The 25875-nt window shown below is 70.5% G+C and carries 25 protein-coding genes; 18 read left to right on the forward strand and 7 right to left on the reverse strand.

Going from position 1 to position 25875, the window contains the following annotated elements:
- From ABD908_RS07635 to ABD908_RS07645, 3 genes are read left to right on the forward strand one after another with little or no spacing between them, the layout of a single operon-like run.
- The gene (locus ABD908_RS07635; protein WP_344993213.1) at positions 1 to 759 is read left to right on the forward strand and encodes an ABC transporter ATP-binding protein; all 759 of its coding nucleotides are present in this window, start codon (positions 1 to 3) and stop codon (positions 757 to 759) included.
- A gap of 36 nt (positions 760 to 795) precedes the next feature.
- Positions 796 to 1761 carry an ABC transporter substrate-binding protein gene (locus ABD908_RS07640; RefSeq protein ID WP_344993216.1) on the forward strand — a complete coding sequence of 322 codons (966 nt, stop codon included), beginning with the start codon at positions 796 to 798 and terminating at the stop codon, positions 1759 to 1761.
- Positions 1762 to 1763: 2 nt separating this feature from the next.
- Complete coding sequence (locus tag ABD908_RS07645) at positions 1764 to 2126, forward strand: YidH family protein (protein WP_344993219.1); 363 nt, start codon at positions 1764 to 1766, stop codon at positions 2124 to 2126.
- Positions 2127 to 2148: 22 nt separating this feature from the next.
- Here ABD908_RS07645 and ABD908_RS07650 read toward each other — a convergent pair whose 3' ends face one another.
- Positions 2149 to 2769: a TetR/AcrR family transcriptional regulator gene (locus tag ABD908_RS07650; RefSeq protein WP_344993222.1), complete on the reverse strand. Its 621-nt coding sequence runs from the start codon at positions 2767 to 2769 to the stop codon at positions 2149 to 2151.
- A 207-nt stretch (positions 2770 to 2976) separates the two neighbouring features.
- Here ABD908_RS07650 and ABD908_RS07655 point away from each other — a divergent pair, with 207 nt between their 5' ends.
- The 5 genes from ABD908_RS07655 to atzF are packed head-to-tail and all read left to right on the forward strand — an operon-like array spanning position 2977 to position 9685.
- Positions 2977 to 4503: an amino acid permease gene (locus ABD908_RS07655; protein ID WP_344993225.1), complete on the forward strand. Its 1527-nt coding sequence runs from the start codon at positions 2977 to 2979 to the stop codon at positions 4501 to 4503.
- A 13-nt stretch (positions 4504 to 4516) separates the two neighbouring features.
- Entirely contained in the window at positions 4517 to 5359 is an 843-nt protein-coding gene (locus ABD908_RS07660; RefSeq protein ID WP_344993228.1) for an urea amidolyase associated protein UAAP1, read from the forward strand.
- The gene (locus ABD908_RS07665) at positions 5356 to 6003 is read left to right on the forward strand and encodes an urea amidolyase associated protein UAAP2 (protein WP_344993231.1); all 648 of its coding nucleotides are present in this window, start codon (positions 5356 to 5358) and stop codon (positions 6001 to 6003) included. The genes ABD908_RS07660 and ABD908_RS07665 overlap by 4 nt, the downstream gene beginning before the upstream one ends.
- Positions 6000 to 7967, forward strand: a complete 1968-nt coding sequence (locus ABD908_RS07670; protein ID WP_344993234.1) for a 5-oxoprolinase/urea amidolyase family protein — start codon at positions 6000 to 6002, stop codon at positions 7965 to 7967. Before ABD908_RS07665 ends, ABD908_RS07670 begins: the two co-directional genes overlap by 4 nt.
- A complete protein-coding gene (gene atzF, locus ABD908_RS07675) occupies positions 7967 to 9685 on the forward strand; it encodes an allophanate hydrolase (protein ID WP_344993237.1) in 1719 nt (572 codons plus the stop codon). Before ABD908_RS07670 ends, atzF begins: the two co-directional genes overlap by 1 nt.
- An 86-nt stretch (positions 9686 to 9771) precedes the next feature.
- On the opposite strand, the gene ABD908_RS07680 is transcribed toward atzF, so the two are convergent.
- Both ABD908_RS07680 and ABD908_RS07685 read right to left on the reverse strand, forming a co-directional pair.
- Positions 9772 to 10839 (reverse strand): threonine aldolase family protein, encoded by a 1068-nt coding sequence (locus tag ABD908_RS07680; protein ID WP_344993239.1) that lies wholly within the window; start codon positions 10837 to 10839, stop codon positions 9772 to 9774.
- Entirely contained in the window at positions 10836 to 12230 is a 1395-nt protein-coding gene (locus ABD908_RS07685; RefSeq protein ID WP_344993241.1) for a DUF6421 family protein, read from the reverse strand. Before ABD908_RS07685 ends, ABD908_RS07680 begins: the two co-directional genes overlap by 4 nt.
- Positions 12231 to 12583: 353 nt before the next feature.
- Between ABD908_RS07685 and ABD908_RS07690 the strand changes: the two genes are divergently transcribed.
- From ABD908_RS07690 to ABD908_RS07715, 6 genes are all read left to right on the forward strand, one after another.
- The gene (locus tag ABD908_RS07690; RefSeq protein WP_344993296.1) at positions 12584 to 13807 is read left to right on the forward strand and encodes an alkane 1-monooxygenase; all 1224 of its coding nucleotides are present in this window, start codon (positions 12584 to 12586) and stop codon (positions 13805 to 13807) included.
- Positions 13804 to 13977 (forward strand): rubredoxin, encoded by a 174-nt coding sequence (locus ABD908_RS07695; RefSeq protein ID WP_344993243.1) that lies wholly within the window; start codon positions 13804 to 13806, stop codon positions 13975 to 13977. The genes ABD908_RS07690 and ABD908_RS07695 overlap by 4 nt, the downstream gene beginning before the upstream one ends.
- A gap of 28 nt (positions 13978 to 14005) precedes the next feature.
- Positions 14006 to 14197 (forward strand): rubredoxin, encoded by a 192-nt coding sequence (locus ABD908_RS07700; protein ID WP_344993246.1) that lies wholly within the window; start codon positions 14006 to 14008, stop codon positions 14195 to 14197.
- Positions 14197 to 15366, forward strand: coding sequence for an NAD(P)/FAD-dependent oxidoreductase (locus ABD908_RS07705; RefSeq protein WP_344993249.1), 1170 nt, complete (start codon positions 14197 to 14199; stop codon positions 15364 to 15366). The genes ABD908_RS07700 and ABD908_RS07705 overlap by 1 nt, the downstream gene beginning before the upstream one ends.
- The gene (locus ABD908_RS07710; protein ID WP_344993251.1) at positions 15363 to 15992 is read left to right on the forward strand and encodes a TetR/AcrR family transcriptional regulator; all 630 of its coding nucleotides are present in this window, start codon (positions 15363 to 15365) and stop codon (positions 15990 to 15992) included. The genes ABD908_RS07705 and ABD908_RS07710 overlap by 4 nt, the downstream gene beginning before the upstream one ends.
- Before the next feature lie 268 nt (positions 15993 to 16260).
- The gene (locus ABD908_RS07715) at positions 16261 to 17910 is read left to right on the forward strand and encodes an acyl-CoA synthetase (RefSeq protein WP_425584360.1); all 1650 of its coding nucleotides are present in this window, start codon (positions 16261 to 16263) and stop codon (positions 17908 to 17910) included.
- A 23-nt stretch (positions 17911 to 17933) separates the two neighbouring features.
- On the opposite strand, the gene ABD908_RS07720 is transcribed toward ABD908_RS07715, so the two are convergent.
- The 3 genes from ABD908_RS07720 to ABD908_RS07730 form a co-directional block, all read right to left on the reverse strand.
- Positions 17934 to 19262, reverse strand: a complete 1329-nt coding sequence (locus ABD908_RS07720; protein WP_344993253.1) for a hypothetical protein — start codon at positions 19260 to 19262, stop codon at positions 17934 to 17936.
- Between the two features lie 176 nt (positions 19263 to 19438).
- On the reverse strand, positions 19439 to 19870 hold the full coding sequence (locus tag ABD908_RS07725; RefSeq protein ID WP_344993256.1) for a Fur family transcriptional regulator: 432 nt from the start codon (positions 19868 to 19870) through the stop codon (positions 19439 to 19441).
- Positions 19867 to 20163, reverse strand: a complete 297-nt coding sequence (locus ABD908_RS07730) for an ArsR/SmtB family transcription factor (protein ID WP_344993302.1) — start codon at positions 20161 to 20163, stop codon at positions 19867 to 19869. The genes ABD908_RS07725 and ABD908_RS07730 overlap by 4 nt, the downstream gene beginning before the upstream one ends.
- 235 nt (positions 20164 to 20398) lie before the next feature.
- On the opposite strand from ABD908_RS07730, the gene ABD908_RS07735 reads away from it, so the two are divergent.
- Positions 20399 to 21802 (forward strand): glycine--tRNA ligase, encoded by a 1404-nt coding sequence (locus ABD908_RS07735; protein WP_344993259.1) that lies wholly within the window; start codon positions 20399 to 20401, stop codon positions 21800 to 21802.
- Between the two features lie 84 nt (positions 21803 to 21886).
- Here ABD908_RS07735 and ABD908_RS07740 read toward each other — a convergent pair whose 3' ends face one another.
- Positions 21887 to 22306, reverse strand: coding sequence for a lipoprotein LpqH (locus tag ABD908_RS07740; protein ID WP_344993262.1), 420 nt, complete (start codon positions 22304 to 22306; stop codon positions 21887 to 21889).
- 319 nt (positions 22307 to 22625) lie between these two features.
- On the opposite strand from ABD908_RS07740, the gene ABD908_RS07745 reads away from it, so the two are divergent.
- The 3 genes from ABD908_RS07745 to dnaG form a co-directional block, all read left to right on the forward strand.
- The gene (locus tag ABD908_RS07745; protein WP_344993265.1) at positions 22626 to 23096 is read left to right on the forward strand and encodes a cold-shock protein; all 471 of its coding nucleotides are present in this window, start codon (positions 22626 to 22628) and stop codon (positions 23094 to 23096) included.
- 4 nt (positions 23097 to 23100) lie between these two features.
- Positions 23101 to 24444: a deoxyguanosinetriphosphate triphosphohydrolase gene (locus tag ABD908_RS07750; RefSeq protein ID WP_344993268.1), complete on the forward strand. Its 1344-nt coding sequence runs from the start codon at positions 23101 to 23103 to the stop codon at positions 24442 to 24444.
- A gap of 10 nt (positions 24445 to 24454) precedes the next feature.
- Positions 24455 to 25875: DNA primase (gene dnaG, locus ABD908_RS07755; RefSeq protein ID WP_344993271.1), on the forward strand; the 1421-nt coding region annotated here is incomplete at its 3' end.

Consider the following 25875-nt stretch of genomic DNA (forward strand, 5'->3'; position numbering starts at 1 on the left):
ATGACCATCGAGACACGTGACCTGGTGGTCCACTTCCCGGGCAAGGCCGAACCCACACTCGACCACATCGACATCACGATCCCGGACGGCGGCTTCACGGTGCTGGTCGGGGCGTCCGGTAGCGGCAAATCGACTCTGCTGCACTGCCTCGCGGGACTCACAGCCCCGAACGCCGGCACCGTCACCGTCGACGGCGACCCCGTGACGGGGCCGTCGTCCCGGCTCGGGATGGCGTTCCAGCGCGACGTCCTGTTCCCGTGGATGACGGTGGCGGGCAACATCGACTTCGCGCTCAAGGCGCGTCGCGTCCCGGCCGGGCAGCGCAGGGCGCGGATCGCGGAGCTGCTCGACACCGTCGGTCTCGCGCCGGAGGTCGCGGGCCAGGCCCCGAGCCGCCTGTCCGGCGGCATGCGCCAGCGCGCCGGCATCGCCCGGGTCCTCGCCGGCGAACCGTCGGTGCTGCTCATGGACGAGCCGTTCGCGGCTCTCGACGCGTTGACCCGGCTGCGGATGCAGGACCTGCTCATCGACCTGTGGACCCGGCTCGATCGCACGATCGTGTTCGTCACCCACGACATCGACGAGGCCATCCGCCTCGCAGACACGATCAGCGTCCTGCGCGGCGGGCGCATCGCGGAGCAGTTCGTCAACCCCATCGCTCGCCCCCGGCCCGCCGACTCGCTCGGCGACCGCGCCGGCTACAGCGCCCTGCGCAAGTCCCTCCACCACGAACTCGGCATCGACCGATCCGCTGCATGATCCGGCCTGCGGGCCACGAACAATCAAGGACCACTGATGAAATCACCTCTGCGCGGCCTCATCGCCGCCGTCGCGACGGTCGGCATCGCCGCGTCCGCGGCCGCATGCGGCAATGCCGGATCCAGCGCGCCCACCGCACTCACCGTGGGTTTCGTCGTAGACCCGTCGTGGGCTCAGATCCCCGTCGCGGTCGCCGGCGGCGACTTCCAGAAGCACAAGATCGACGTCAAGGTCGTCGACTTCTCGTCCGGGGTCGAGGCGCTGCAGGCCGTCGCGGCCGGGCAGGTCGACGTGACCACCGCGGCCGACGTCCCGGTCGCCGCCACCCTCACCCGGTCGCCGTCGCTCCGCGTGGTCGCGGACGGGTCGCGCTGGAACGGGTCACGCGTCGTGGGCCGCCGCAGCGCGGGCATCACGGACGTGCGGAGTCTGGCCGGCAAGTCCATCGGCACCCCGCTGGGCACATCCGCCGACTACTACGCAGCGAATGTGCTGCAGCAGAACAACATCACCGCGAAGCTGGTACAGGTCGCGCCGTCCGCCGCCGTCACCGCCGCCAGTAAGCGGGACGTCGACGCGGTCGCGATATTCCAGCCGTACCAGGAGCAGGTCGTGGCGGCGCTCGGCTCCGACGCGGTGCAGCTGGCGGGCTCGAACTACTCGCAGCACAGCCTGTACGTCGCCACCAAGGACGCGGTGTCTCGGAAGGCCGCGACCCTCACGGCGTTCTTCGCGGCGCTCCGGGACGCCGGCGCGCGCCTGACCGCCGGCTCGGCTCCGGCGATCACCGCCGTCGCCACCGCGACCCAGCTGAAGCCCGATCTGGTCCGCACGATCCTTCCGCAGTTCGACTACACGATCGAGCTGAAACCCGATCTCGCGAGCGATCTCTCGTCCCTGGGTGCCTGGGCCAAGCAGGGCGGCTCCATCGACGCGTCCCAGCAGTTGCCCGACTACAGCACGTTCCTCGACGCGCAATTCCTGCCCGGCTCCGGCAGCTGACGGTGACGGATCCGACCGCCGAGGCCCGCACACTCGTGGCGGGCGCCGAGCCCGACATCCGGTTCTCGTTGGCGAACGAGCGCACCGCGCTCGCGTGGGCCCGGACGTCGCTGGGTTTCGCGGCCGCAGCCGCGGCGGTGGCCCGCCTGGTGCCCGACGACTCGCCCCGCTGGGTCACGGTCGGCGCGGTCCTCTTGCTCGCCGGGACCGCGTGCTGCTGCGGCGTCGCTGCGACGGGCCGGTTCCGCCGGGTCGACGCGGCGATCCGGCAGGGCAGCCCTTATCCACCTCCCCGCGGCCTGCGATACCTGTCGCTTGCGCTCGTGTTGGGCGCCGCACTGGTCGGGATGGCGGTGGTCGGCTGAGACCGCCGCTCGCGCGGTGACGTCAGGTGGCCGGCCCGATGTGGCGGGGATTTCGGCCCGACGGGGCCCGATACGTGAGCACGGCGAGCGCGCTGTCGGCGATCACCGGTGCGATTCCTTCGACATCGGCATTGTCGCTGCGCATCCCGATCACCGACTCGACCAGCCGGGCCGGTAGGTGCCGCCGCGGGTCGGCGCCGTCGCCCAGCACCGCTGCGCTCAGGGACTCGTAGAGCCCGAACAGCTCCCGCCGCTTGGCGATGAACTCGGCGAACCGCGGTTGGTCGAGTTCGGGTAGGTGATACAGCCGGCCCAGGTTCCACCGACCGCTCAGCAGCTGCAGGCAGTCGTACAGGGCCAGGGCGTGCAGGCGCTCCGTCGGTGTCCCGGCGAGCGACTGTGCGTACTCGAGGGTGGGCACCACGGTGCCGGACAGCAACTCGGCGAGGATGTCCTCCTTGCTCGCGAAGTAGTGGTACAGCGCGGGCTGCCGCACCCCGACCGCCTCGGCGATCCGGCGCGTGGAGGTCGCGGCGAATCCGCTCGTGACGAACAGTTCGGCTGCGGCGTCGAGGATCTCGTCCCTGGGGGTCTTCCCCGGCCTACGCTGCGCATCGATGCGCGGGCGGCCCACTGCTGGCATGAGTCGAGCGTACGTTGCGTGCGCGGCGGCCGCCGTCCGCCCGTCCGGGACCACGGACCGGCCGGGCCGATCGTTCGGGTTCGACGGTGCCGTAACGCGACGTTCACACCCGCAACGCCGTGTTCACGTCGCCGGAAACTGTTCGAGACAGGCGCGGATCAGTATTTCTGTCACCCGATAAAAACGCTGATCCGAGTTGGAGACACCGTGACACACACCGACATCGCCACCCGGCCACCCGCCGACGGCCCGGACGGGCCCGGCGCCGACGTCGACGACCTCGCCGAACTCGGCTACCGGCAGGAGCTACACCGCGGGCTGGGCGGCTACGCCTCCTTCGCGTCCGGGTTCTCGTTCGTCTCGATCCTCACCACCGTGTTCGCCCTGTTCGCCCTCGGCTACGGGCTCGGCGGCCCCGCATTCTTCTGGACGTGGCCTGTCGTCTTCGTCTGTCAGTTCTGCGTGTGCCTCGTGTTCGCCGAGCTGTCCGGCCGATTCCCGGTGGCGGGCGCCATCTATCAATGGTCGCGCCGGCTCGCGGGTGAGGGGGTCGGCTGGTTCGCCGGCTGGTTCATGCTGGTCGGCTACATAGTGAGCGTCGCAGCCCTCGCGATCGCTATGCAGACGGTGCTCCCGATGATCTGGTCCGGCTTCCAGCTGGTGGGTCACGACAGCTCGCTCACCTCGGTCAGCGGCGCCACCAACGCGATCATCCTGGGCAGCATCACGATCGCCGCCTGCGCGGTGATCGGTGGCGTCGGTGTGGCCTTCATGGGCCGCATCACCGTGATCGGCGTGACCGTCGAGATCGTCGGTGTCGTCCTGATGGTGGCGCTGATGTTCCTGCACGCCCACCGCACCCCGATGCAGGCGGTCGCCGGCACCGCCGGCCACGGCCACGGACTCGGATATGTGCCGGCATTCCTCGCGTCGATGGTGATGGCCGCCTACGTCATGTACGGATTCGACAGCGCCGCAGAGCTGTCCGAGGAGACCCGGGATCCGCGCCGCACTGCTCCCCGGGCCATCGTCGGTGCGCTACTGCTGTCCGCGGTCGGCGGCGGACTGATGATCCTCGCGACCCTCATGGCCGCACCCTCCCTGGGCGCCCCGGAGCTCTCCGGGGAGGGCATCGCCTGGGTCATCACCAGCCAGCTCGACACCGCCATGGGCAAGGTCCTGCTCGGCATCGTGGCCATCGCGATCTTCTCGGCGACGCTCGCCATCCAGGCGTCGGCGTCACGGGTGATGTTCTCCATGGCCCGCGATGATCGACTCCCGTTCGGCGCCTTCCTGTCCCACGTCAACAAGCGGACGGGCACGCCGATCAACACCGGTATCGCCGTCGCGGTCCTGGCGATCGCGGTCCTGCTGGTCAACCTCGGTCAGGCGAGCGTCTTCGCGGCCATCACCAGCGTGTCGGTGGTGATCGTCTACCTCGCCTACCTGATGGTGACCCTCCCCGCACTGATCCAGCGGGTGCGCCGCTCCGCACCGCCCGGCGACGGGCCGGGGCTGCGGCTCGGCCGCTGGGGCCTACCCGTCAACCTCGTCGCGGTCGTGATGGGCGCCGCGTTGCTGGTGGACATCGCCTGGCCGCGCGCCGAGGTGTACGACCCCGACGGCGGCAGCACCGTCCTGCAGTACTTCTCGATCCTGTTCGTCGCAGGCACCGCGGTCCTGGGCGTGATCGTCCACGCCTACGTCCGCCGGCTACCCCGAAACCGATACTGACAGAGGAATCCTCATGACCACCGCAGACACCCACGGGGCGCGCAGCCACGCCCGGTCCCAGGGCGGCACCGTCGTCGACGGCATGCCCTTCGTCCCGGCCACGTCGTATCCCGACCCGCCCGCCGACGCACCGCCGCGCTCCCTCGTCTGGGCCGAGCATGTTCCCGCCGGCCGCTACACCACCAAGGTCCTCGCCCGGGGCACCCGCCTTCGCATGATCGACCGCGACGGCACGGCCTGCGCGCACCTCATGCTGTGGCGCGCCGGCAGCCCCTGGGAACGGCTCAACGTCGCCGACACCGTCAAGGTGCCGTGGCAGGCATACCTCGGCACCGGACATCCTCTGCTGTCCGACCAGGGGCGCGTGCTCGCCACCATCGTCGCCGACACGAGCGGGCGGCACGACGCGATCTGCGGCGCGAGCACGCTGGCGGACAACCAGGCCCGGTACGGCGCAGGCGAGCCCGAGTCACTGTCGCCGGCCGCCCGCGCCCTGCTCGTGCTCGCGGCGCAGAAGAACGGCCTCGGGCCGCGGGATGTGCCGCCCACGCCGTCGTTCTTCCACGGCGTCACCGTCGACGGTGACGGCGGGCTGCGTTCGACAGGCTCGGCAGGACCCGGTGCGTACGTCGATATCGTGCTGCACCTGCCCACCATCGTCGCCGTCGCCAACGCAGCGCATCCCCTCGACCCCGCGGACGCCTACCCGGACGGGACCCTGCAGCTCTTCGCGTGGCCCGATCCCGGCGAACTCACCGGCCGCGCAAGCCGTATCGCCGATCTCGAACCCGAGTACCAGCGCGCCTTCCAGAACACCGAGGACGCGTGGAACAGCCTGAACTGGAGCCTGGCATGACCACCACCGAGAGCGGATGCGACACCGCCACGACGATCCTCGACCAGACCGCGCCCGCCCGCGGCTCCTGGTCTACAGTCCTGCGCCGCGGCGACGTCCTCACGATGATCGACGTGGCCGGCAACCAGGCGGTCGACACGCTGTTCTACGGCGCGCACGACACGTCGATCCGGTACAGCGCGGCGACGACGGTGGCCGCGCAGCGCAACATCTTCCTCACCACGGGAACCGTGCTGCGCGACCAGGAGTCGGCGCCGATGCTCACCATCATCGACGACGAGGTGGGCAACCACGACACCCTGGGCGGCGCCTGCAGCCAGGAGTCCAACACGCTGCGCTACGGCCAGCACACGCGGCATCAGCACGCGTGCGTCGAGAACTTCCTCGCCGAGGGCGCCCGCTACGGCCTGGGGAAGCGGGACCTGGTGTCCAACATCAACTTCTTCATGAACGTCCCGGTCGAGGCCGACGGCACGCTCGGCATCGTCGACGGCCGCAGCGCACCGGGAAAGCGGATCGTGCTGCGTGCCGAGGCCGACGTGCTGGTGCTCGTGTCCAACTGCCCGCAGATCAACAACCCGTGCAACGGATTCGACCCCACCCCGGTCCGGATATCGGTGCAGCGGCCGGCGGCGGCCCGATGACGGCCACCGTCCTGGCGGTGGGCGCGCTCGCGACCGTGCAGGACTGGCCCGGCCGCCTCGGCTACTGGCAGGTGGGGCTGCCGCCGTCGGGTCCCATGGACGACCTGTCGTTCCGGCTCGCCAACGTGTGCGTCGGAAATCCCGAGGGCGCACCGGGAGTCGAGATCACACTCGGCGGCATCACGATCCGCTTCGACGCCGATGCGACCGTCGCGGTCACCGGCGCCCCGGTACCCGTCGACGTCGACGGCCTGCCCGCACCGCAGTGGTGCCCGATCGCCGTCCGGGCCGGCCAGACCCTGCGGATCGGCGCCGTGGCCGGGCCGGGGATGCGCAGCTACCTGGCGATCGCGGGCGGGCTCGCGGGCGAGACCTACCTGGGCTCCGTCGCGACGTTCATGCTAGCCGCGCTCGGCGCGGGCGCGCTCCGAACGGGAGACGAGATCAGCTGGGGTGACGCGGGATCCGGCAAGCCCCGGCGGATCCTCGCCGACGAGCAGCCGAGCATCGGCACGCGCTGGGAGCTCGCCGTCGCCGAGGGCCCGCACGCGGCCCCCGAGTTCCTCACCGATGTCGACATGGCCACGGTGTACGCGAGCGAGTACCGGGTGCACTTCAATTCCGACCGCACCGGCGTGCGGCTCGAGGGCCCCAAGCCGCGGTGGGCCCGCCCCGACGGCGGCGAGGCCGGCCTGCACCCGTCCAACATCCACGACACGCCCTACTCCGTGGGTGCCCTCGACTTCACCGGCGACACACCGATCCTGCTCGGACCCGACGGCCCGTCGCTCGGCGGCTTCGTGTGCCCGGTCACCGTGGTGTCGGGCGACCGCTGGAAACTGGGACAGCTGGGGCCCGGTGACGCGGTGCGGTTCGTGCCGGTGCGGACCTCGGCGTCGCCGTCGCTCGCGGCCCTCGGCTCCGCGCGCCGCGGCGCACTCGGGTACGTGCCGCGCGGCCGCGCGGACAGCGACGGTGGCGTGCTGGGCCGCGGCACCACGGCCGACGGAGCCACATCCTTGACCTACCGTCGCAGCGGCGACGACAACGTCCTCGTCGAGTACGGGCCGATGGCGCTCGACCTGGCGCTGCGGGCCCGAGTGCACGCCCTGCAGCATGCGCTGCGGGGTGCCGCCGGCCCCGCAGTGGTCGACCTCACCCCCGGGATCCGCAGCCTCCAGGTGAAATTCGACCCGCGCCGCACCTCGACGCGGGCCGTCGTCGACCTGCTCCGGGAGGTCGAGGCGCAGCTCCCACCCGCCGCCGAGCTGAACGTGCCCAGCCGCACCGTCCGGCTGCCGCTGTCCTGGGACGACCCGTCGACCCGCGAGGCGATCCAGCGGTACATGCACGGCGTCCGGGCCGACGCGCCGTGGTGCCCGTGGAACATCGAGTTCATCCGGCGGATGAACGGCCTGGAGTCGGTCGACGACGTGCAGCGCATCGTGTTCGACGCGTCGTACCTCGTACTCGGGCTCGGCGACGTGTACCTCGGTGCACCGGTCGCCACCCCGCTCGACCCGCGACACCGGCTGGTAACCACCAAGTACAACCCCGCCCGCACCTGGACGCCCGAGAACGCCGTCGGCATCGGCGGCGCCTACCTGTGCGTCTACGGGATGGAGGGCCCCGGCGGATACCAGTTCGTGGGCCGCACCACCCAGGTCTGGAACCACCGGCACCCGCTCGGCGCCGACGGGTTCGAGCCCGACAGCCCGTGGCTGCTGCGGTTCTTCGACCGGATCAGCTGGTATCCGGTGAGCAGCGCGGAACTCGCCGACCTGCGGGCTGACATGGCCGCCGGCCGCGGGAACGTCGACATCAGCGATGGGACGTTCTCGCTTGCCGACCACGACGCGTTCCTCGCCTGCGAGGCCGCCGATATCGCCGCGGTCCGCGGCCGGATGGAGGAGGCGCGCGCCGAGGAGCGCCGCCGCTGGTCGCTGGTGGGGGAGGTGGCCTGATGGACCCGATCCTGAAGGCGCCTGCCGCCGGGTTCGGCGAGGCGCTCGCCGCCGGGTTCGGCGAGGCGCTCGCCGCCGGGTTTCATGAGCGGCTCGCCGCTGTCGCCCGTCCGGAGATATTCGTCTCTACCCGCCCGCAGACCGATATCGACGCCGATCTCGCCGCGGCGCAGGGCCCGTTGGCGGGACTCACGCTGGCGGTGAAGGACAACGTCGACGCGGCCGGCCTCCCGACGACCGCCGGATGCCCGTCGTACTCCTACCGTCCCCGTGACGACGCGGCCGCCGTCGCGGCGCTGCGGGCCGCCGGCGCGGTGGTCGTCGGCAAGACGAACCTCGATCAGTTCGCCACCGGCCTGGTGGGCACCCGCAGCCCGTACGGCCCGGTCCGGGACGCCCGGCGGCCGGACCGGATCTCGGGCGGCTCGTCGTCGGGATCCGCGGTGGCGGTCGCGCTCGGCCTCGCCGACCTGGCGGTCGGGACCGACACCGCGGGATCCGGCCGGGTGCCCGCGGGGCTGCAGGGCATCGTCGGGATCAAGCCGACCCGCGGCGTGGTACCCACGGACGGTGTCGTCCCGGCGTGTGCGTCGTACGACTGCGTGACCATCCTGGCCCGCGACCTCGACACCGCCGGCCGCGCGATGACGGAGATGGCACGCGGCGGGCGGGCCTGGCCCGCAGACGTGCGGTTCGGCGCCCCGCCCCGCGCGCGGGTCGCGTACCCGGACCGGCTGCTCGCATGCGACGACGAGGTCGCCGCCGCCTTCGCGGCCGTGATCGCGTCCGGCACCGAGCACGTGCACCCGTCCGGCACCGAGCGCGTGTTCGCCTTCGGCGAGGTGGATTTCGTACCCATCGACATGACCGATTTCCTCGCCGCCGCGAAGCTGCTGTACGAGGGCGCGCTGGTCGCCGAGCGCTACGACGCGGTCGGCGCGTTCGTCGAGCAGGGATCGGTGGACCTCGACCCCACGGTCGCGGCGATCGTCCGCAGTGCGGGACGGTTCGGCGCCGTCGACCTGCTGCGGGACCGCGCCGAGGTGGAGCGGCTGCGGACGGCGGCGATGGCGCGGCTGGACGGCTGCGACGCGCTGGTCGTGCCCACCGCGCCGACGCACCCCACTCTCGCCGAGGTGGAGGCCGATCCCGTCGGCGTGAACTCCCGGATGGGTACGTACACCAACTTCTGCAACCTGTTCGACATGTGCGCCGCGTCGGCACCGGTGGGGATCGACGCGGGTGGCGCGCAGTTCGGGATCACGGTGCTGGCCCGGGCGTTCGACGATGCGGTGGCCGCGGACATCGCCGGCCGGCTCACGCATCAGGCCGTGTCGCCCTGGGTGCCGGCGGCGCACGTCGACCTCGCGGTGTTCGGTGCCCACCTCCCGGGTCAGCCGCTCGCACACCAGCTCACGGACCGCGGCGCGGCCTGGCTCGGGGACGTGCGCACGGCACGGTCGTACCGGCTCATGGCGTTGGATACGCAGCCACCGAAGCCCGGCCTGGTGCGGGTCGGGCCCGGCGGAGCGTCGATCCGGGGTGGGCTGTGGCGGCTGTCGCCCGCCGCGCTCGGCGCGTTCCTCGCCGAGTTGCCCAGGCCGATGCTGCTCGGCCGGGTGGAACTCGACGACGGGCGAGAGGTGGTGGGGTTCGGCTGCGAGGCGGAGGCCGCCGATCGCGGCGTCGACATCACCGCCCGCGGCGGGTGGCTCTGACCCCGGGTCCGACGGGGCCGATCTACGCGCCGGCGGCGTGACGTTGTGGTCGTCTGCCCGCGGAAGCGAGCAGACGACCACAGGATTCAGCGCGTCGTCTCCGCCCCGATCGCCGCGATGAACGCATCGACGTCGTCCGCTGTGGTGTCGAAGCTGCACATCCACCGCACCTCGCCGAGCGCGGCGTCCCAGTCGTAGAACCGGAACCGCTGCCGCAGCCGGTCGGCGACCCCGGCGGGCACCGTCGCGAACACCGCGTTGACCTGGGTCGGCTGGGTGAACCCGACTCCGGTGATCGAGCCGTCGGCGAGGCCCGCCGCGATCCCGGCGCGCAGGCGCGCCGCCATCGCGTTGGCATGGGAGGCGTTGCGCAGGAACAGATCACCGTCGAACAGTGCGAGCAGCTGCGCCGAGACGAAGCGCATCTTGGACGCCAGCTGCATGTTCATCTTGCGAAGATATGGGAGCCCCTGTGTCGCAGCCGGATCCAGCACCACCACGGCCTCGCCCAGCATCGCGCCGTTCTTGGTGCCGCCCAGGCTCAGCACGTCGACGCCCGCGTCGCGGGTGAATGCCCGGAGCGGGAGCCCGAGCGCCGCAGCGGCATTGGACAGCCGGGCGCCGTCGGCGTGCACGCGCATGCCCAGGTCGTGCGCGTGCGCACACACCGCCCCGATCTCGTCCGGTGTGTACAGCGTGCCCAGTTCGGTGGACTGGGTGATCGACACGACCAGCGGCTGCGCCCGATGGACGTCGCCCCAGCCCCACGCCTCGCGGTCGATCAGCTCGGGGGTGAGCTTGCCGTCCGGCGCCGGCACCGTCAGCAGCTTGATGCCACCGATCCGCTCGGGCGCGCCCTGCTCGTCGACGGCGATGTGCGCGCTCGCCGCCGCCACCACGGCACCCCAACGAGGCAGCATCGACTGCAGCGCAGTCACATTGGCACCGGTCCCGTTGAATACCGGGAACACCTCCACCGGGTCGTCGAAGTGGCCGGTGAGCACCTCCCGCAGCCGCGCGGTGTACGCGTCCTCGCCGTAGGCGACCTGGTGGCCCCCATCGGCGGCCGCGATCGCCGCGAGCACCTCGGGGTGGATACCCGAGTAGTTGTCGGACGCGAAGCCACGGACGTCGGGCTCGTGCAGCCGGCTCACGCGGCGTTCCCGCGGATCCCGGCGGTGGAGGCGATCACGGGACGCATCTTCCGCTCCAAGGCCTCGTAGAACATCGACAGCGGGAACTCGTCGTCGAGGACCGCGTCGACATATCCGCGGGGCGGACCTGCCAGCACGTCGTCGGGAAGTCCACGCGCCCACCGGGATGCGGGGTGCGGAGTGAGCACCGAGCGAACCAGCTCGTAGGCGGCGAGCCAGTGTGCGGTCTTGGGTCGGTCGATCGACGTCCAGTACAGCTCGTCGATCGCGGAGCCCAACGCGGACACCGCGTCCGGCACGCCGTCCCAGTCGAACCGCAGCGCGGTGTCGGTCCAGTGCAACACGCCGTGCCGGTGCAGCCACGCGAACACCAGCTGCCCGCCGAGCGCGTCGTAGTTGCGGACCCGCCCGCCGGTGATCGCGAACCGGAAGATGCGGTCGAAAATCACCGCGTACTGGACCATCAGCGCGTGCTCCGCGGTCGCGCGGTCGACGGTGTCGGGTGCCGGCAGCGCAGTCAGGCGCAGTCGGATCGCGACGGCCTCGCGGAACGCCGTGAGGTCGCAGCGCAGCTCCTCGAGCGCGTACAGGAAGTAGGGCATCCGCTGCCGGATCATGAACGGGTCGAACGGCAGATCGCCGCGCATGTGCGTGCGGTCGTGGATGATGTCCCACATCGCGAAGGTCCGCTCGGTGAGCGCCTGGTCGTCGAGCATGCGCTCCGCGTCGGCGGGCAGCGTGAGCCGCGTGATCCTCGCCGCGGCCCGCACCACGCGGCGATATCGCGCCGCCTCCCGGTCGGAGAAGATCGCGCCCCAGGTGAATTCGGGTGCCTCTCGCACGGACACCGTCTCCGGGAACAATACTGCCGAGTTGGACTCGTACCCGGGTGTGAAGTCCACCAGGCGCATGCTGACGAACTGACGGTTGGTGTACTCGGTCTCCAACCGGGCCACGAACTCCGGCCAGATCACCTCGACCAGCAGCGATTCCAGACGCCGATCGGGAGAGCCGTTCTGCGTGTACATCGGGAACACCACGAGATGCCGCAGCCCGTCCACGCGGTGACGTTGCGGGGCGAACGCCGCGAGCGATGCACCGAAATCGGGCACGCCCAGGCCGTCGCCGGCCCATCTCGCCAGGTCGGCGTCCAGGGCGGCCAGGTAGTCGGCGTCGTGGGGGAACGACGGTGCCAGGCGGCGTACGGCTCGGCGCACCCGGTCGAGCTGCCGGAGCGCCGGTTCCCTGTGTTCCGCATCGGGAATCGACCCATCGGGGGCTTGCGCCAGCTGGACCGCCATCGTCGCCGTCTTGAGTTCGAGCCACCCGTCCTCGACGACCTCGGGCTCACCGATGACCGATTTCAGGATGCGGACGTCGTCGCTGGACATTGGGGAACCTCCTTGACCGAGGCTCGGGCCGCCGGCGCGGCGGCAGGCGTGGGCCGGAGCTTGCCTCCGGTGTGTCGAGGCTACGCCCGATTCGCCCTGACCGCTGCGCGGTCGCGACACGTCCGGTCGGACACGCGGGACGTCCGCCGGACGGCGTTTACGCAGCGCGTATTGACACATGTGGCTGGGATGTACAAAAAGTGCTTGACGCATCGGCTTCATGTGTCCAATACTGGGGTCATGCACGTGGCGGTCGTCACACCGATACACAGACAAGGGAGTTCATCGTGAAGGGACTGCAATACATCGACGCGGACGGCAAGCCTGCCGTCTGGGCCGACCACAAGAAGCGGATGTGGTTGTGGGGCTTGTTCGTTCCCACCGCCCTCTTCTACTCCATCGGCATCATGTGGCTGCTCGGCCTCGGCGACACGCCGCTGAAGTACCTGGCGCCGGTGTTCTGGTGGATCGGACCGATCCTGCTGTACGTGCTCCTGCCGATCATCGACGTCGCGCTGGGTGACGACGGCGAGAACGCGCCCGACGAGGTCATGGAGGCGCTCGAGCACTCCACGTACTACAAGTGGCTCACCATCGCCTTCTTCCCCTGCCACATCGCGTCTCTCATCGCGATGTGCTACTTCCTCACCGCGCATGACCTGACCTGGCTGGGTGGCGTCTACGGCCACGGCGGCGGCTTGGGCATCGTCTCGCAGATCGGCGTCATGCTGTCGCTGGGCGTGGTCACCGGCATCGGGATCAACACCGCCCACGAACTCGGGCACAAGAAGGAGAACGACGAGCGCTGGATCGCCAAGATCACCCTGGCGCCGGCGATGTACGGCCACTTCTACATCGAGCACAACCGCGGCCACCACGTGCGCGTCGCCACGCCCGAGGATCCCGCGAGTGGCCGGTTCGGCGAGACGTTCTGGGAGTTCCTGCCGCGCAGCGTGTGGGGCAGCCTCCGCTCGTCCTGGGAGCTGGAGAAGACCCGCCTGCACCGGCTCGGCAAGAGCCCCTGGACCATGAAGAACGACCTGCTCAACGCATGGCTGATGACCGTCGTGCTGTTCGGTGTGCTCACCGCGGTATTCGGCTGGTACGTGCTGCCCTTCCTGATCGTCCAGGGCATCTTCGGTTTCTCGCTGCTGGAGTCGGTCAACTACCTCGAGCACTACGGCCTGCTGCGGCAGAAGACGGCCTCCGGCCGGTACGAGCGTTGCGCCCCCAAGCACTCCTGGAACTCGGATCGCCTGACCACCAATGTGTTCCTGTACCACCTGCAGCGCCACAGCGACCACCATGCCAACCCCACCCGCCGCTACCAGACGCTGCGCAGCTTCGAGGAGTCCCCGATCCTGCCCGCCGGCTACGCGGCGCTGATCCCGCTCACCTACTTCCCCTACGGTTGGCGGAAGCTGATGGACCATCGCGTGCTCGAGCACTACGACGGCGACATCACCAAGGTCAACATCCATCCGCGAGTGCGCGACAAGGTGCTCGCGAAGTACGGCCCCGCCGCCGGTGCGGCCGCGTCCGAGGGGACTTCGTCGGAGGGGAGCAGCGCAGCATGAGCTCGTTCAAGTGCCCTGTGTGCGACTACATCTACGACGAGTCCCGGGGCGCGCCCCGCGAGGGCTGGCGGGCCGGCACCGCGTGGTCGGACATCCCCGACGACTGGAACTGCCCCGACTGCGGCGTCCGCGACAAGATCGACTTCGAGCAGGTCCGGGCGAACGCCTGACCACCCGAGAACAGAAAGAGAGACAGCGATGTCCGACACCACCACCGCCTACAAGCTGTACCGCTGCCTGCAGTGCGGATTCGAGTACGACGAGGAGCAGGGCTGGCCCGAGGACGGGATCGCGCCCGGCACCCGCTGGGACGACATCCCCGACGACTGGTCGTGCCCCGACTGTGGCGCCGCCAAGGCCGATTTCGAGATGGCCGAGGTCGAGCGCTGATGACCGCCGGCGTCGTGATCGTGGGGACTGGGGTGGCCGGCGCCGGGGCTGCGCTCGCACTGCGGGCGCAGGGCTACGACGGTGGCGTCACCGTCATCGGCCGTGAACCGCACCTCCCGTACCGCCGGCCGGCGCTGTCGAAGGAGATGCTGACCGCCGGACTGCCGATCGAGAAGGCGTTCTTGAGGTCCGACGCCGTATGGACCGAGAAGGACGTCGTGCTCCGGACGTCGGTCACCGTCGACGGTGGCGACACCGGCGCCCGGGTCCTCGACCTGTCCGACGGCTCGACGCTCGCGTACGAGTCGCTGCTCCTGGCCACCGGCAGCAGCTCCCGGCACCTTCCGGGCCTCGCCCCCGGAGACCGGGTCGCCTACCTGCGCGACCACGACGACGCGGTGGCGCTGCGCGAGCGGCTCACCGGTGCGAAGGCCGTCACCGTGATCGGCTCGGGTCTCATCGGGTCCGAGATCGCTTCGGCCGCCGAGAAGCTCGGTGTCGCGACCACGATCGTCGAGGCGGCGCCGCTGCCGCTGGCGCGCGTGGTCCCGCCCGTCATCGGCGAGCGGCTCGCGCGCCTGCAGCGCGACCACGGCGTGGAGCTGCTGCTCGGTCATGCGCCCGATGCCGTCACCCCCGACGCCGACGGGGTCACCGTCGCCGTCGGCGGGCGCGAGATCCGCTCGGACCTGCTGGTCGTCGCCGTCGGCACTGTGCCCGACACGGCGCTCGCCGAGAGGCTCGGGGCGCAGGTCGACAACGGTATCGTGGTCGACTCCCGCTTCCGGACCAGCGTGCCCGGTGTGTTCGCGGCGGGCGACGCCGCGTCGCTGCCGCATCCGCTGCTGGACGGCCATTATCGCGCCGAGAACTGGAACGCCGCACAGGATCAGGGCACGGCGGCGGCGAAGGCGATCCTCGGCGACAGCCCGGCCGCGAGTGTGCCGTGGGGCTGGTCCAACCAGTTCGGCGTGCTGATCCAATTCGCCGGCTGGCCATCGGCCGATTGCGATATCGAGGTCGAGGGATCGATCGACGACGGGAAGTTCGTCGCCCGGTGCAGCAGGGGCGGCGAGCTGGTCGGCGCGGTCGCGATGGACAGCCCGCGAGAGCTGACCGCCGCGCGAGGGCTTCTCACCGCTCGTCTCGTTCCGCAGGCGGTGTCGTGAGCGCGCCGGCCTTCAACAGGTCCGGGGAGGGCGTGCGGCCGGCCCGCCTGCGGACCGCACGCTCCGCGAGTGCCGATGCCGCACTCGACGCCGTGGCGGCGTTCCTCGCCGACCACGACTGGCCGCAGGTCACGATGGCCGCCGTGGCGCGCCGCGCCGGGCTGAGTCGGCAGACCCTCTACAACGAGTTCGGCAACCGCCAGGGCCTCGTGATCGCGTACGTCAGCCGGTTCATCGACGGGCTGCTGGCCGTCGTCGAACAGCGGCTGGCGGAGCATCCCGGCGACGTGTCCGCCGCGGTCGAGGCCGCCCTCACCGACGTGTTCACCCTCGGCTTCGGCGACCCTATGGTGCGAGGCATCGTCGGGCCGAACCCGCATCGGGATCTGCTCGCCACCGTCACCGTCGACGGCACCCCGGCATTGCATGCGGCTGCCGACGAACTCGCCGATGTGCTCAGTCGCAGCTGGGCGATGTTCGAGCGGGCCGACGCCGCGATCGCGGCGACGGCACTGGTGCGACTGGTGTTCAGCCACCTCACCCTCGCGCTGGGGGAGCCCGGTGATGCGGCTCGCGAGGTCGCCACCGCCCTGGGCCCGTTCCTGGAGCGTGCGGTTCGCGGTTGAGGACCGGGCGGTCCGAGGTGCGCCCGGCGCGGGGGGTACCTTACCGTCGAGTAGTATCCGTGCCGCCGGTACATCCCGCGGCGCCTGCGGAAACGCCCGCAGCGCTGCTGCCGGCCGACCGCCGATGTCGCCGGCCCGGATGACACAGCACTAGACGAGACGAGGACGTCACGTGGGAACCTTCAGATCTTCCGCTGCCACCAATGCGGGTCCGTTGGCCGCCGTCGCTGGGAAGTCCGGGCCGCTGTCCGCCGCCGTGACGAAGGCGGTGGGCCTGCTGCCGGAGTCGGTCACCCGGACCGTCGACGACGCCGTCGAGACCGCTGAGGCGTACCTCCTACTGCAGACCAGTGGTTTCATCGATGTCCGCCATCCCGCGCAGGTGCTGCGCGCGGTCCGAGGCAACCGCACCCTGGGACCCGCGACTACGATGATCAAGAAGTCGGCGGAGCAGTACCCCGACGCCCCCGCCGTCACCGACGAACGAGGCACGCTGACCTTCCGGGAGATCGACGAGGCGTCCGACCGGTTGGCCAACGCACTGCTCGCCACCGGGCTGCGCCCGGGCGACGTCGTCGGCATGCTGGCGCGCGACCACCGTGGGCTGGTGCTCACGATCGCCGCTGCGGGCAAGGCCGGCTTCCGTCTTGCCATGATGAACACCGGCTTCGCCAAGCCCCAGTTCGCCGAGGTCGCGCTGCGGGAACACGTGCAGGCGATGCTGCACGACAGCGAGTTCGTGGGCCTGTTGGACGCGCTCCCCGCGGACATGCCACGCTTCCTCACCTGGGTCGACGATGGTGACGCGCTGCCCGGGGGGAGCATCACCATCGATGAGCTCATCGACCGCGGGCCGGCGGGCGCGCCGCCCACGCCGGAGACCGCGGGCGGGTTCATCATCCTCACCAGCGGTACCACCGGCCTGCCGAAGGGTGCGCCGCGCACCAAGGTCGACCCCACCACCAGCGCCGTGTTCCTGGACCGCCTCCCGATCCCGAAGCGCGGCAGCGTCGCGGTCGCGTCGCCGCTGTTCCACGCCACCGGATTCGCGCTGTGGACCATCGCGACGTCCATGGGCAACGAGACCGTCACGATGCGCCGGTTCGATCCGGAGAACACGCTGCGGCTGATCGCGGAGCGTCACGTCGACCTGCTCGTCGCCGTCCCGACTATGCTCGCCCGCATCATGGCGCTCGGCCCCGAGACGATCGCGAAGTACGACACGTCCTCGCTGCGGGGCATCGTCGTCGCGGGCTCGGCGCTGGCACCCGAACTCGCCGAGCGGGTGCAGGACACCTTCGGCGACGTCCTCTACAACCTGTACGGCTCCACCGAGGTCGCAGTCGCGTCGATCGCGACGCCGGACGAGTTGCGGCGCGCGCCCGGCACCGTCGGGCGCCCGCCGATCACGAGCCACGTGGCGCTGTTCGACGAGGCGGGCCGGCGGATCACCGAGCCCGATGTGAAGGGCCGCGTGTTCGTGCGCGCCGGCGCGGCGTTCGAGGGCTACACCGACGGGCGGACCAAGGAGGTCATCGACGGCTTCATGTCCAGCGGCGACATGGGCCACTTCGACGCCGAGGGCCTGCTGTTCATCGACGGCCGCGACGACGACATGATCGTCTCGGGCGGCGAGAACGTGTATCCGCAGGAGGTCGAGAACCTCCTGTCGGCCCACCCCGAGGTGCTCGATGTGGCGGTGATCGGCGTCGACGACGCCGACTTCGGCGCCCGTCTCCGCGCACTGGTCGTCCGGACCGCCGGTTCGGCGCTCGACGTCGAGGGCGTCCGCGACCACGTGCGTGCGAACCTCGCGCGCTATAAGGTCCCCCGCGACGTGATCTTCGTGGACGAGCTGCCGCGCAACCCCACGGGCAAGCTCATCCGCAAACAGCTGCGGGAGATCCCGGCCGAGTGATCTGAGCGCCGCGCCGGCTGCGACTACCAGTGCGCATCCCGCGCACCGGAGCGAGGCGCTTCAGGTGTCACCCACGCGTTGAACAGGGGTACGCCCTCCCAGACACCGCCGCGCGCAACCGCGATGACGGCGTGCGGCCGGTCGAAGGTTACCGCGTAGCGAGTGACTCGACGGTGGTGAAACTCCGGTACGCCCGTGGGGCACGCCAGCGACGTGACGGCGGCCGCCTCGAACCCGCGGGCGTCGTAGCGTGCCGCCGCGGCCTGTACACAGCGCGGGGCATCCGTCTCCGGGACGAGCGCGCGCGCCGCCGCGGCGACCCCTGGCGCCGAAGCGAGGTCGCGCCCCGACTCGGCCCGCCAGCGAGGGAGGCGGGAGACCCACAGAGTATCCGGAGTGTCCCGCTCGACCCGTTCGTATCCGGAGGTCACGGTCCACGCGTGTCCGTCTGTGCCCCACCCCGCGGTGCCCGACCCCGGGGCGCGCTGATCGCCGGGCCACAGGCGACCCGAGTCGAGGCCGGCGACCACCTCGTCCACCGCCCGCCACACGTGGTCCGGGGTGATATCGGGCCCGGCGATCACGCTCAGCACGTCCACGCCGTCAGCGCTGAAGGGCTTCGCCACCGCCACGGTCCCGGCAGCGGTGGTGTTCACGATGGCCTGCAGGCCGTCTGTGAGCTCGAGCATGCCGTCGGCATCGACGGCGAGCTCGTCCACCCATCGTGGCTTCGCGATCACGGCGGAGGCGATGACGGCCAGGACGTCGGGCGTCACGGCGGTGGGGAAGCCTCGGATGAGCCCGCGGGTGTGCTCGCGCGTCCAGTCGTCGAGGGTCTCCTGGTCGGGGAGCGGCGACACGGACAGTCCGGCGCGAGACCGGGCGGGATCGCGGGCCCAGGCGCCCAGCGCCGCGGCCACGGCGGGGTGCGGCGCGTCGAGCAGGCGGCGTGCGGTCTCCGCGGCGGTGTCGGGGGCGATACCCAGGACGTCGGCGATCTCGCCGGTCCGGTCGGCGGGGGCGGCGACCGCGAGCAGCAGCCAGAGTCCGAGATAGGAGACGATCGACTCTGTGGCGCAATCGAGCTGGGCGCGAACGTGTTCCGAGTATGCGGTGACTGCGGCACCCAGTGTAGGGGTGGCGCGCTCGGTCCATCCGGTGCGGGCATGGGCATGTGCTCGGTAACCGCACGAGAGGCACATCGAGCCCCACGAATCGTCGTGGATCACACACCCGCCGAGCCGGACCCTCGCGTCGCCGGTGCCGTGTTCGAGTTGGTCGCGAGTGGGCATTCCATAGGCGAGAGCGCGGCGGGTCGTCGCGCCGCATCTCTCACAGGCCGAGGTCTTCATGGCGGGCACGGTAGCCGTCACCACCGACAAGTGGTCGAGGGGTCGCCGTCGCAGGTCGGCCCCGAAGATGCACTCTGAGATCTACGGCTCAGCGGCGCACCCCCCTCGGATCGGGCCCCGTGCGCCGTATATGCGTCGGTTTCGGTCCGCAGGCATGACTAGAGGCGACTGTCCGCTCAGGTCGCGGCGGTGCAGCCCGCGCACCGGCCGAAGATCTCCAGCGTGTGGGTCACATCCGTGAAGCCGTGCGCCGCAGCGGTCTTCGCAGACCATGTCTCCACCTCGTGGTCGGCGACCTCCACCGTGAGGCCGCAGTCCCGGCACACCAGATGGTGGTGATGCGCGGCGGAGCAGCGGCGGAACAGGGCTTCACCGGTGTCGGTCCGCAGGGTGTCGACGGTGCCGGCGTCGGCCATCGCCTGCAGGTTGCGGTACACGGTGGTCAGACCGATGGATTCGCCTGCGGCGCGCAGGGTCTCGTGTAGCTCCTGCGCGGACTTGAACTCCGATACGGATTCCAGCGTGTGCTCGATCAGGCCCCGCTGCCGGGTCGCCCGCACGCCCGTCGACTTGGCGCGCGGTTCGCCGTTCTCCTCGGTCGCGCTCATGCCTGCTCGCTCGCGTGGGCGACGGCATCGAGCACGATGTGGGCGAGGTGGTCGTCGACGAGGCGGTAGGTGATCTCCCGGCCGTTGCGCTGGCCGGTGACCACGCCCGCGGTCTTGAGCACCCGAAGGTGCTGCGACACCAGCGGCTGGGTCACGCCCAGGGCGGTGACCAACTGGTGCACGCACTGCTCGGAACGCAGGAGCGCCAGCACGATCGAGATCCGCACGGGCGCGGCGAGCGCACGCAGCAGGTCGCCGGCGGCGGTCAGCTCATCGGTGGTCGGGTCGGGGATCGAGCGGGCCGCGGGCTGCGCCGGGCCCGGGCATGCGGCATCGACGGGGCAGGCCCCGACGGTGTCGAGATGGTCGGTGACGAGTTCGGTGGAAATAGGACACCTCCGTTATCAAAAACGATTTTCATATGCGCCGATGGCTATGTCAAGTCGCTTCCGGGGTGGGGTGCGACGCCCGGTAGAGTCTGGCTGATCGTCCAACCCGCCCCCGACCGAAGAGAAGAAGAACCTCGCCGTGGCCAAAGCAACAAAAGTGGAGACCGTCGCCAACCTGTGCAAGCGCAGGGGGCTCGTCTACCCGAGCGGCGAGATCTACGGCGGGACGCGCTCCGCGTGGGACTATGGCCCACTCGGTGTGGAGCTCAAGGAGAACATCAAGCGCCAGTGGTGGCGGAGCATGGTCACCAGCCGCGACGACGTCGTCGGTCTCGACAGCGCGGTCATCCTCCCGCGCGCGGTGTGGGTCGCGTCGGGCCACGTGGCGGTGTTCAACGACCCGCTGGTCGAGTGTCTCAACTGCCACAAGCGCCACCGTCAGGACCACCTGCAGGAGGCGTTCGCCGAGAAGCGGGCCGCGAAGGGTGAGGTCATCGACCCCGACGACGTGCCGATGGCGGAGATCGTCTGCCCCGACTGCGGCACCAAGGGTCGGTGGACCGAGCCCCGCGACTTCAACATGATGCTCAAGACCTACCTGGGCCCCATCGAGTCCGAGGAAGGCCTGCACTACCTGCGCCCCGAGACCGCGCAGGGCATCTTCGTCAACTTCAAGAACGTGATGACCACGGCCCGTAAGAAGCCGCCGTTCGGAATCGGTCAGATCGGTAAGAGTTTCCGCAACGAGATCACGCCCGGCAACTTCATCTTCCGGACCCGTGAGTTCGAGCAGATGGAGATGGAGTTCTTCGTCAAGCCGGGCGACGACGAGACGTGGCACCAGTACTGGATCGACACCCGGTTCCAGTGGTACGTCGACCTCGGCATCGACCCCGAGAACCTGCGGCTGTTCGAGCACCCGGCCGAGAAGCTGAGCCACTACAGCAAGCGCACCGTCGACATCGAGTACCGCTTCGAGTTCACGGGCAGCGAGTTCGGCGAGCTCGAGGGCGTCGCCAATCGCACCGACTTCGACCTCGGCACCCACACGAAGCACTCCGGCGAGTCGCTCGAGTACTTCGACCAGCAGAGCGGCGAGCGGTACACGCCGTACGTGATCGAGCCCGCGGCCGGCCTCACCCGCTCGCTGATGGCGTTCCTCGTCGACGCGTACACCGAGGAGCAGGTCCCGAAGGCGGGCGGCGGCAGCGACACGCGCGTCGTGCTCAAGCTCGATCGCCGCCTCGCGCCGGTCAAGGCGGCGGTGTTGCCGCTGTCCCGCGACGAGAAGCTGTCGCCGAAGGCACGCGAGCTCGCGGCGCAGCTGCGGCAGTTCTGGAACGTCGAGTTCGATGACGCCCAGGGGATCGGCAAGCGCTACCGTCGGCAGGACGAGATCGGCACGCCGTTCTGCATCACCGTCGACTTCGACACGCTCGAGGACGACGCTGTCACCGTGCGTGAGCGCGACACGATGTCGCAGGAGCGTGTGTCGCTGGCGAAGGTTCACGAGTACCTCGCCGCGCGCCTCGCCGGCTGCTGAGCCGGGCGCACAGCGAATGAGGAGAGCCTCGCCGGGCGACCGGCGAGGCTCTCCTCATTCGCGGATCCGTTGCTCGGGAACGGTTCAGCCGCAGGTGATCTCGATGCGGAACGACTTGCTGCCGGTGATGCCCTGGCCGGTGCCGCTGATGGTGTAGCGGTTGCCGGCCCTGGTCACCGTGGCCGACCCCAGCTTCACGCCGAGCGCGTTGGTGACCGTCAGTGGGCTGCCGTCGACCATGATGCCTAGCGCGGTCACCGTGGGCGGATTGCCGTCCTCGATGGTCGCGGCCACCCCCTTGAGCTCCTGCACGCTGCCCGAGCCGATGGTCAGCGTGTTCCCGGCGCGGGCGCAGCCGGCATTCTGGAACTCGGCGCCGTCGAGCTTCTTGCCGTCCACCTCGACCACCGTCGACGAGTCGGTGTTCGGGGTGGTGCACGCGGCGGTCACGCCCGCGAGGACGGTGGCTGCCAGCGCGGTGGCGGCGATGCGGGTGGTCTTCATTCCTCGCAACGTACCGGAGCCGCAGACGCCGTCACTTACACGTGATCTCCACCTTGAACGACTTGCTGCCGCTGGGGCTCCGGCCCGTGCCGGTGATCGGGTACTCGTCACCCGACTTGCGGGCGGTGGCGGACCCGACGGCCACCGGCGGCGACGGTGTCCCCGGTCGTCACCGCCGCGATGCCGGAGCTACTGGAATTGCTTCCGCCGCAGGCGGAAACGGCGAGAATCGTAAGTGTCGCGAGGGATGGCGCCAGGGCGCCGAGGATCCGGCGGGGGAGTGCCATGAAGGAGCACTGCGCGTGGGATAATCGCGGGTATGGCGAACGGTAAAGTGGTCTACTTCGATTCTCAACGCGGCTTCGGTTTCCTCAATCCGGAGGGCGGCGGGGACGATGTGTTCCTGCACGTCAACGACATCGACTTCGATGAGGAACTGCTGCGTCCCGACGTCGCCGTGACCTTCGACGTGATCGACGCGGAGAAGGGCAAGAAGGCGATCAACGTCGCCGTCGTGGGTGGGGGCGACGCGCCCCGCCGCTCCGACCGTCCCGAGCGCCGGGACCACGGCGACCGGCACGATCGCGGCGACCGCCGCGAACGCGATCACAAGGGCAAGCCCGAGAGCCGTCCCCGTCGCGAGTCCGGCGCGCTCGGTATGCAGGGATTCCTCGACGAGGTCACCGAGTTGCTGCTCGACTCCTCGGACACCCTGACTGCGGGCCAGATCATCGAGATCCGCCAGCGCTTCGCCGATTTCGCCTACGGTCGCGGCTGGGTCACGGAGTAGCGGGTTGCCGGACTTCGTCGCGGAGTACAGCCCGGCCGACGTCGAGCGCCGGGTCGTGGAGCAGCCCAAGACGGCCGCCCTGGTGGGCGAGCGTGAATGGGGCCTGTTCGACGACCCGCGCTGGCTGGCACCGCGGTGGGAGGGGCACAGCTCCGCCTTCGCGCGCGACCGCGCCCGGGTACTGCACTGCGCCGCGTTGCGCCGGCTCGCCGACAAGACGCAGGTCGTGGGTCCGCGTGAGGGTGACACCCCCCGAACCCGGCTCACCCACTCCCTCGAGGTCAGCCAGATCGGCCGTGGGATCGCGATCGGCCTCGGCGCAGACCCCGACCTCGTCGACCTCGCGGGGCTGGCGCACGACATCGGCCACCCGCCCTACGGACACAACGGTGAGCGTGCGCTCGACGAGATCGCCACGGATGTAGGCGGTTTCGAGGGGAATGCGCAGAACCTGCGGATCCTCACGAGGCTCGAGCCCAAGGTGCTTGCGCCGGACGGGCGGTCGGTCGGGCTCAATCTCACCCGCGCCGCGCTCGACGCGGCCACCAAGTACCCCTGGCTGCGCCGCGCGCCGGGCGGCAAGTTCGGGGTGTACGACGACGATGCCGAGGTCCTCGACTGGCTGCGCGGCGGAGAGGACGGCCCGCACGGCTTCACGCAGTGTCTCGAGGCGCAGATCATGGACTGGTCCGACGACGTGGCGTACTCGGTACACGACGTCGAGGACGGCCTGATCGGGGGCCGTATCGACCTGCGGCTGCTATCGTCGCCGACCGAGACCGCCGATCTCGCGGACTTCGGGGCGCGGGAGTTCCGCGGCATCGACGCGGCGGACCTGCGTGCCGCCGCCGATCGCATCGCGGCGATGGATGTGGTGGCCGCCACCGCGGGCTACGACGGTTCGCTGGCCTCGTCGGTCGCGCTCAAGCGCATGACGAGCGAGCTGGTCGGACGGTTCGCGTCGGCCGCCACAGACGGGACCCGCGCGGTGGTGGGGGAGCGGCCGGTATGTCGCTACGAGGCGGACCTGACGGTGCCGGCCGACATCCGTGCCGAGGTCATCCTCCTCAAAACCGTTGCTCTGCAGTACATCTACACCTCCGATGCGCACCGTGAGCAGCAGGATCGGCAGCGCGAGCGGATCCGCCGTGTCGCCGACTGGCTGGGCGAGCAGCCACCGTCGGGCCTGGACGCGCTGTTCGCCCCCCAGTGGATCGCCGCCGAGGACGACGCAGCCCGCCTACGCGTGATCGTCGACCAGATCGCATCCATGACGGAGACACGGCTGGAACGGCTCGACGCCCGCATCGACGCGGGCCTGCCCGAGCGCGCGGCGCACAAGCTCTAGACTCGAACCCGTGGTCGGCAGAATCCCGGAGCGTGACATCGCGGAGATCCGCGAGCGTGCACGCATCGAGGACGTCGTCGGCGAGTACGTCGCACTCAAACGTGCGGGCACCGGATCGATGAAGGGGCTGTGCCCCTTCCACGACGAGAACACCCCCAGTTTCCACGTCCGCCCCAACCACGGGCACTTCCACTGCTTCGGCTGCGGCGAGGGCGGCGACGTGATCGCCTTCATCCAGAAGATCGAGCACGTGCCGTTCGTAGAGGCCGTGCAGCAGCTCGCCGACCGCGTCGGATACAGCATCAACTTCGAGGGCGGCGGCACCAGCGTCCAGCGCGACCGCGGCACCCGCATGCGTCTCACGGCGGCGAACGCCGCGGCGCAGCGGTTCTACGCCGAGCAACTGCGGACCCCCGAGGCGGAGGCGGCCCGCGCCTACCTCACCGAGCGCGACTTCGACGCGGCCGCCGCCGAACTGTACGGCTGCGGCTACGCGCCCGCCGGCTGGGACACGATGACCAAGACCCTGCTGCGGCAGGGGTTCGAGTTCGCCGAGCTGGAGGCGGCCGGGCTGTCGCGGATGGGTCAGCGCGGGCCGATCGACCGCTTCCACCGCCGCCTGCTGTGGCCGATCCGCAACCTGGGCGGCGACGTGATCGGGTTCGGCGCGCGCAAGCTGTACGACGACGACAACCTGGGCAAGTACATGAACACGCCCGAGACCAGCCTGTACAAGAAATCGCAGGTGCTGTTCGGGGTGGACCAGGCCAAGAAGCACATCGCCCGCGGGCACCAGGTGGTGGTGGTCGAGGGCTACACCGACGTGATGGCGATGCACGCCGCCGGGGTGCAGACCGCCGTCGCGTCCTGCGGCACGGCGTTCGGCGAGGAGCACCTCTCGCTGGTGCGCCGGCTGATGTTGGACGACAGCTACTTCCGCGGTGAGGTGATCTACACCTTCGACGGTGACGAGGCGGGCAAGGCGGCGGCGCTCAAGGCGTTCGACGGCGACCAGAAGATCGCCGGGCAGACGTTCGTCGCGATCGCGCCGGACGAGATGGACCCCTGCGAGCTGCGCCAGCAGCGCGGCGACGCGGCCGTCCGCGACCTGATCGCCCGGCGTATCCCCATGTTCGAGTTCGCGATCAAGGCGCTGCTCGGCGAGTTCGACCTCGACATCGCCGAGGGCCGGGTGCACGCCCTGCGCCGGACGGTGCCGGTGGTCGCCCGGATCAAGGACGTCGCCCTCCGGGACGAGTACGCCCGCCAGCTGGCCGGGTGGATCGGCTGGGAGGAGGTGCCGCAGGTGCTGCGGCGCGTCCGCGAGGAGGCGGCGCGCAACCGCCGCAACACGCACGGTGGCGGCACCGACACCGTCCGCGGCAGTGGCCCGACGGTGGCGGGCAGGTCCGCGCCCCGCAGCGCGGTGCG

The sequence above is a fragment of the Tsukamurella soli genome, assembly GCF_039541155.1.
In the GTDB taxonomy this organism is placed as follows: domain Bacteria; phylum Actinomycetota; class Actinomycetes; order Mycobacteriales; family Mycobacteriaceae; genus Tsukamurella; species Tsukamurella soli.

Coding starts and splice junctions, on each gene's coding strand:
- ABD908_RS07670 (WP_344993234.1), top strand. CDS start 6,000: ATGACGGCCACCGTCCTGGCGGTGGGCGCGCTCGCGACCGTGCAGGAC.
- ABD908_RS07640 (WP_344993216.1), top strand. CDS start 796: ATGAAATCACCTCTGCGCGGCCTCATCGCCGCCGTCGCGACGGTCGGC.
- ABD908_RS07635 (WP_344993213.1), top strand. CDS start 1: ATGACCATCGAGACACGTGACCTGGTGGTCCACTTCCCGGGCAAGGCC.
- ABD908_RS07720 (WP_344993253.1), bottom strand. CDS start 19,262: ATGAAGACCTCGGCCTGTGAGAGATGCGGCGCGACGACCCGCCGCGCT.
- ABD908_RS07650 (WP_344993222.1), bottom strand. CDS start 2,769: ATGCCAGCAGTGGGCCGCCCGCGCATCGATGCGCAGCGTAGGCCGGGG.
- ABD908_RS07700 (WP_344993246.1), top strand. CDS start 14,006: ATGTCCGACACCACCACCGCCTACAAGCTGTACCGCTGCCTGCAGTGC.
- atzF (WP_344993237.1), top strand. CDS start 7,967: ATGGACCCGATCCTGAAGGCGCCTGCCGCCGGGTTCGGCGAGGCGCTC.
- ABD908_RS07660 (WP_344993228.1), top strand. CDS start 4,517: ATGACCACCGCAGACACCCACGGGGCGCGCAGCCACGCCCGGTCCCAG.
- ABD908_RS07665 (WP_344993231.1), top strand. CDS start 5,356: ATGACCACCACCGAGAGCGGATGCGACACCGCCACGACGATCCTCGAC.
- ABD908_RS07725 (WP_344993256.1), bottom strand. CDS start 19,870: ATGAGCGCGACCGAGGAGAACGGCGAACCGCGCGCCAAGTCGACGGGC.
- ABD908_RS07740 (WP_344993262.1), bottom strand. CDS start 22,306: ATGAAGACCACCCGCATCGCCGCCACCGCGCTGGCAGCCACCGTCCTC.
- ABD908_RS07695 (WP_344993243.1), top strand. CDS start 13,804: ATGAGCTCGTTCAAGTGCCCTGTGTGCGACTACATCTACGACGAGTCC.
- ABD908_RS07690 (WP_344993296.1), top strand. CDS start 12,584: ATGTGGTTGTGGGGCTTGTTCGTTCCCACCGCCCTCTTCTACTCCATC.
- ABD908_RS07685 (WP_344993241.1), bottom strand. CDS start 12,230: ATGTCCAGCGACGACGTCCGCATCCTGAAATCGGTCATCGGTGAGCCC.
- ABD908_RS07705 (WP_344993249.1), top strand. CDS start 14,197: ATGACCGCCGGCGTCGTGATCGTGGGGACTGGGGTGGCCGGCGCCGGG.
- ABD908_RS07745 (WP_344993265.1), top strand. CDS start 22,626: ATGGCGAACGGTAAAGTGGTCTACTTCGATTCTCAACGCGGCTTCGGT.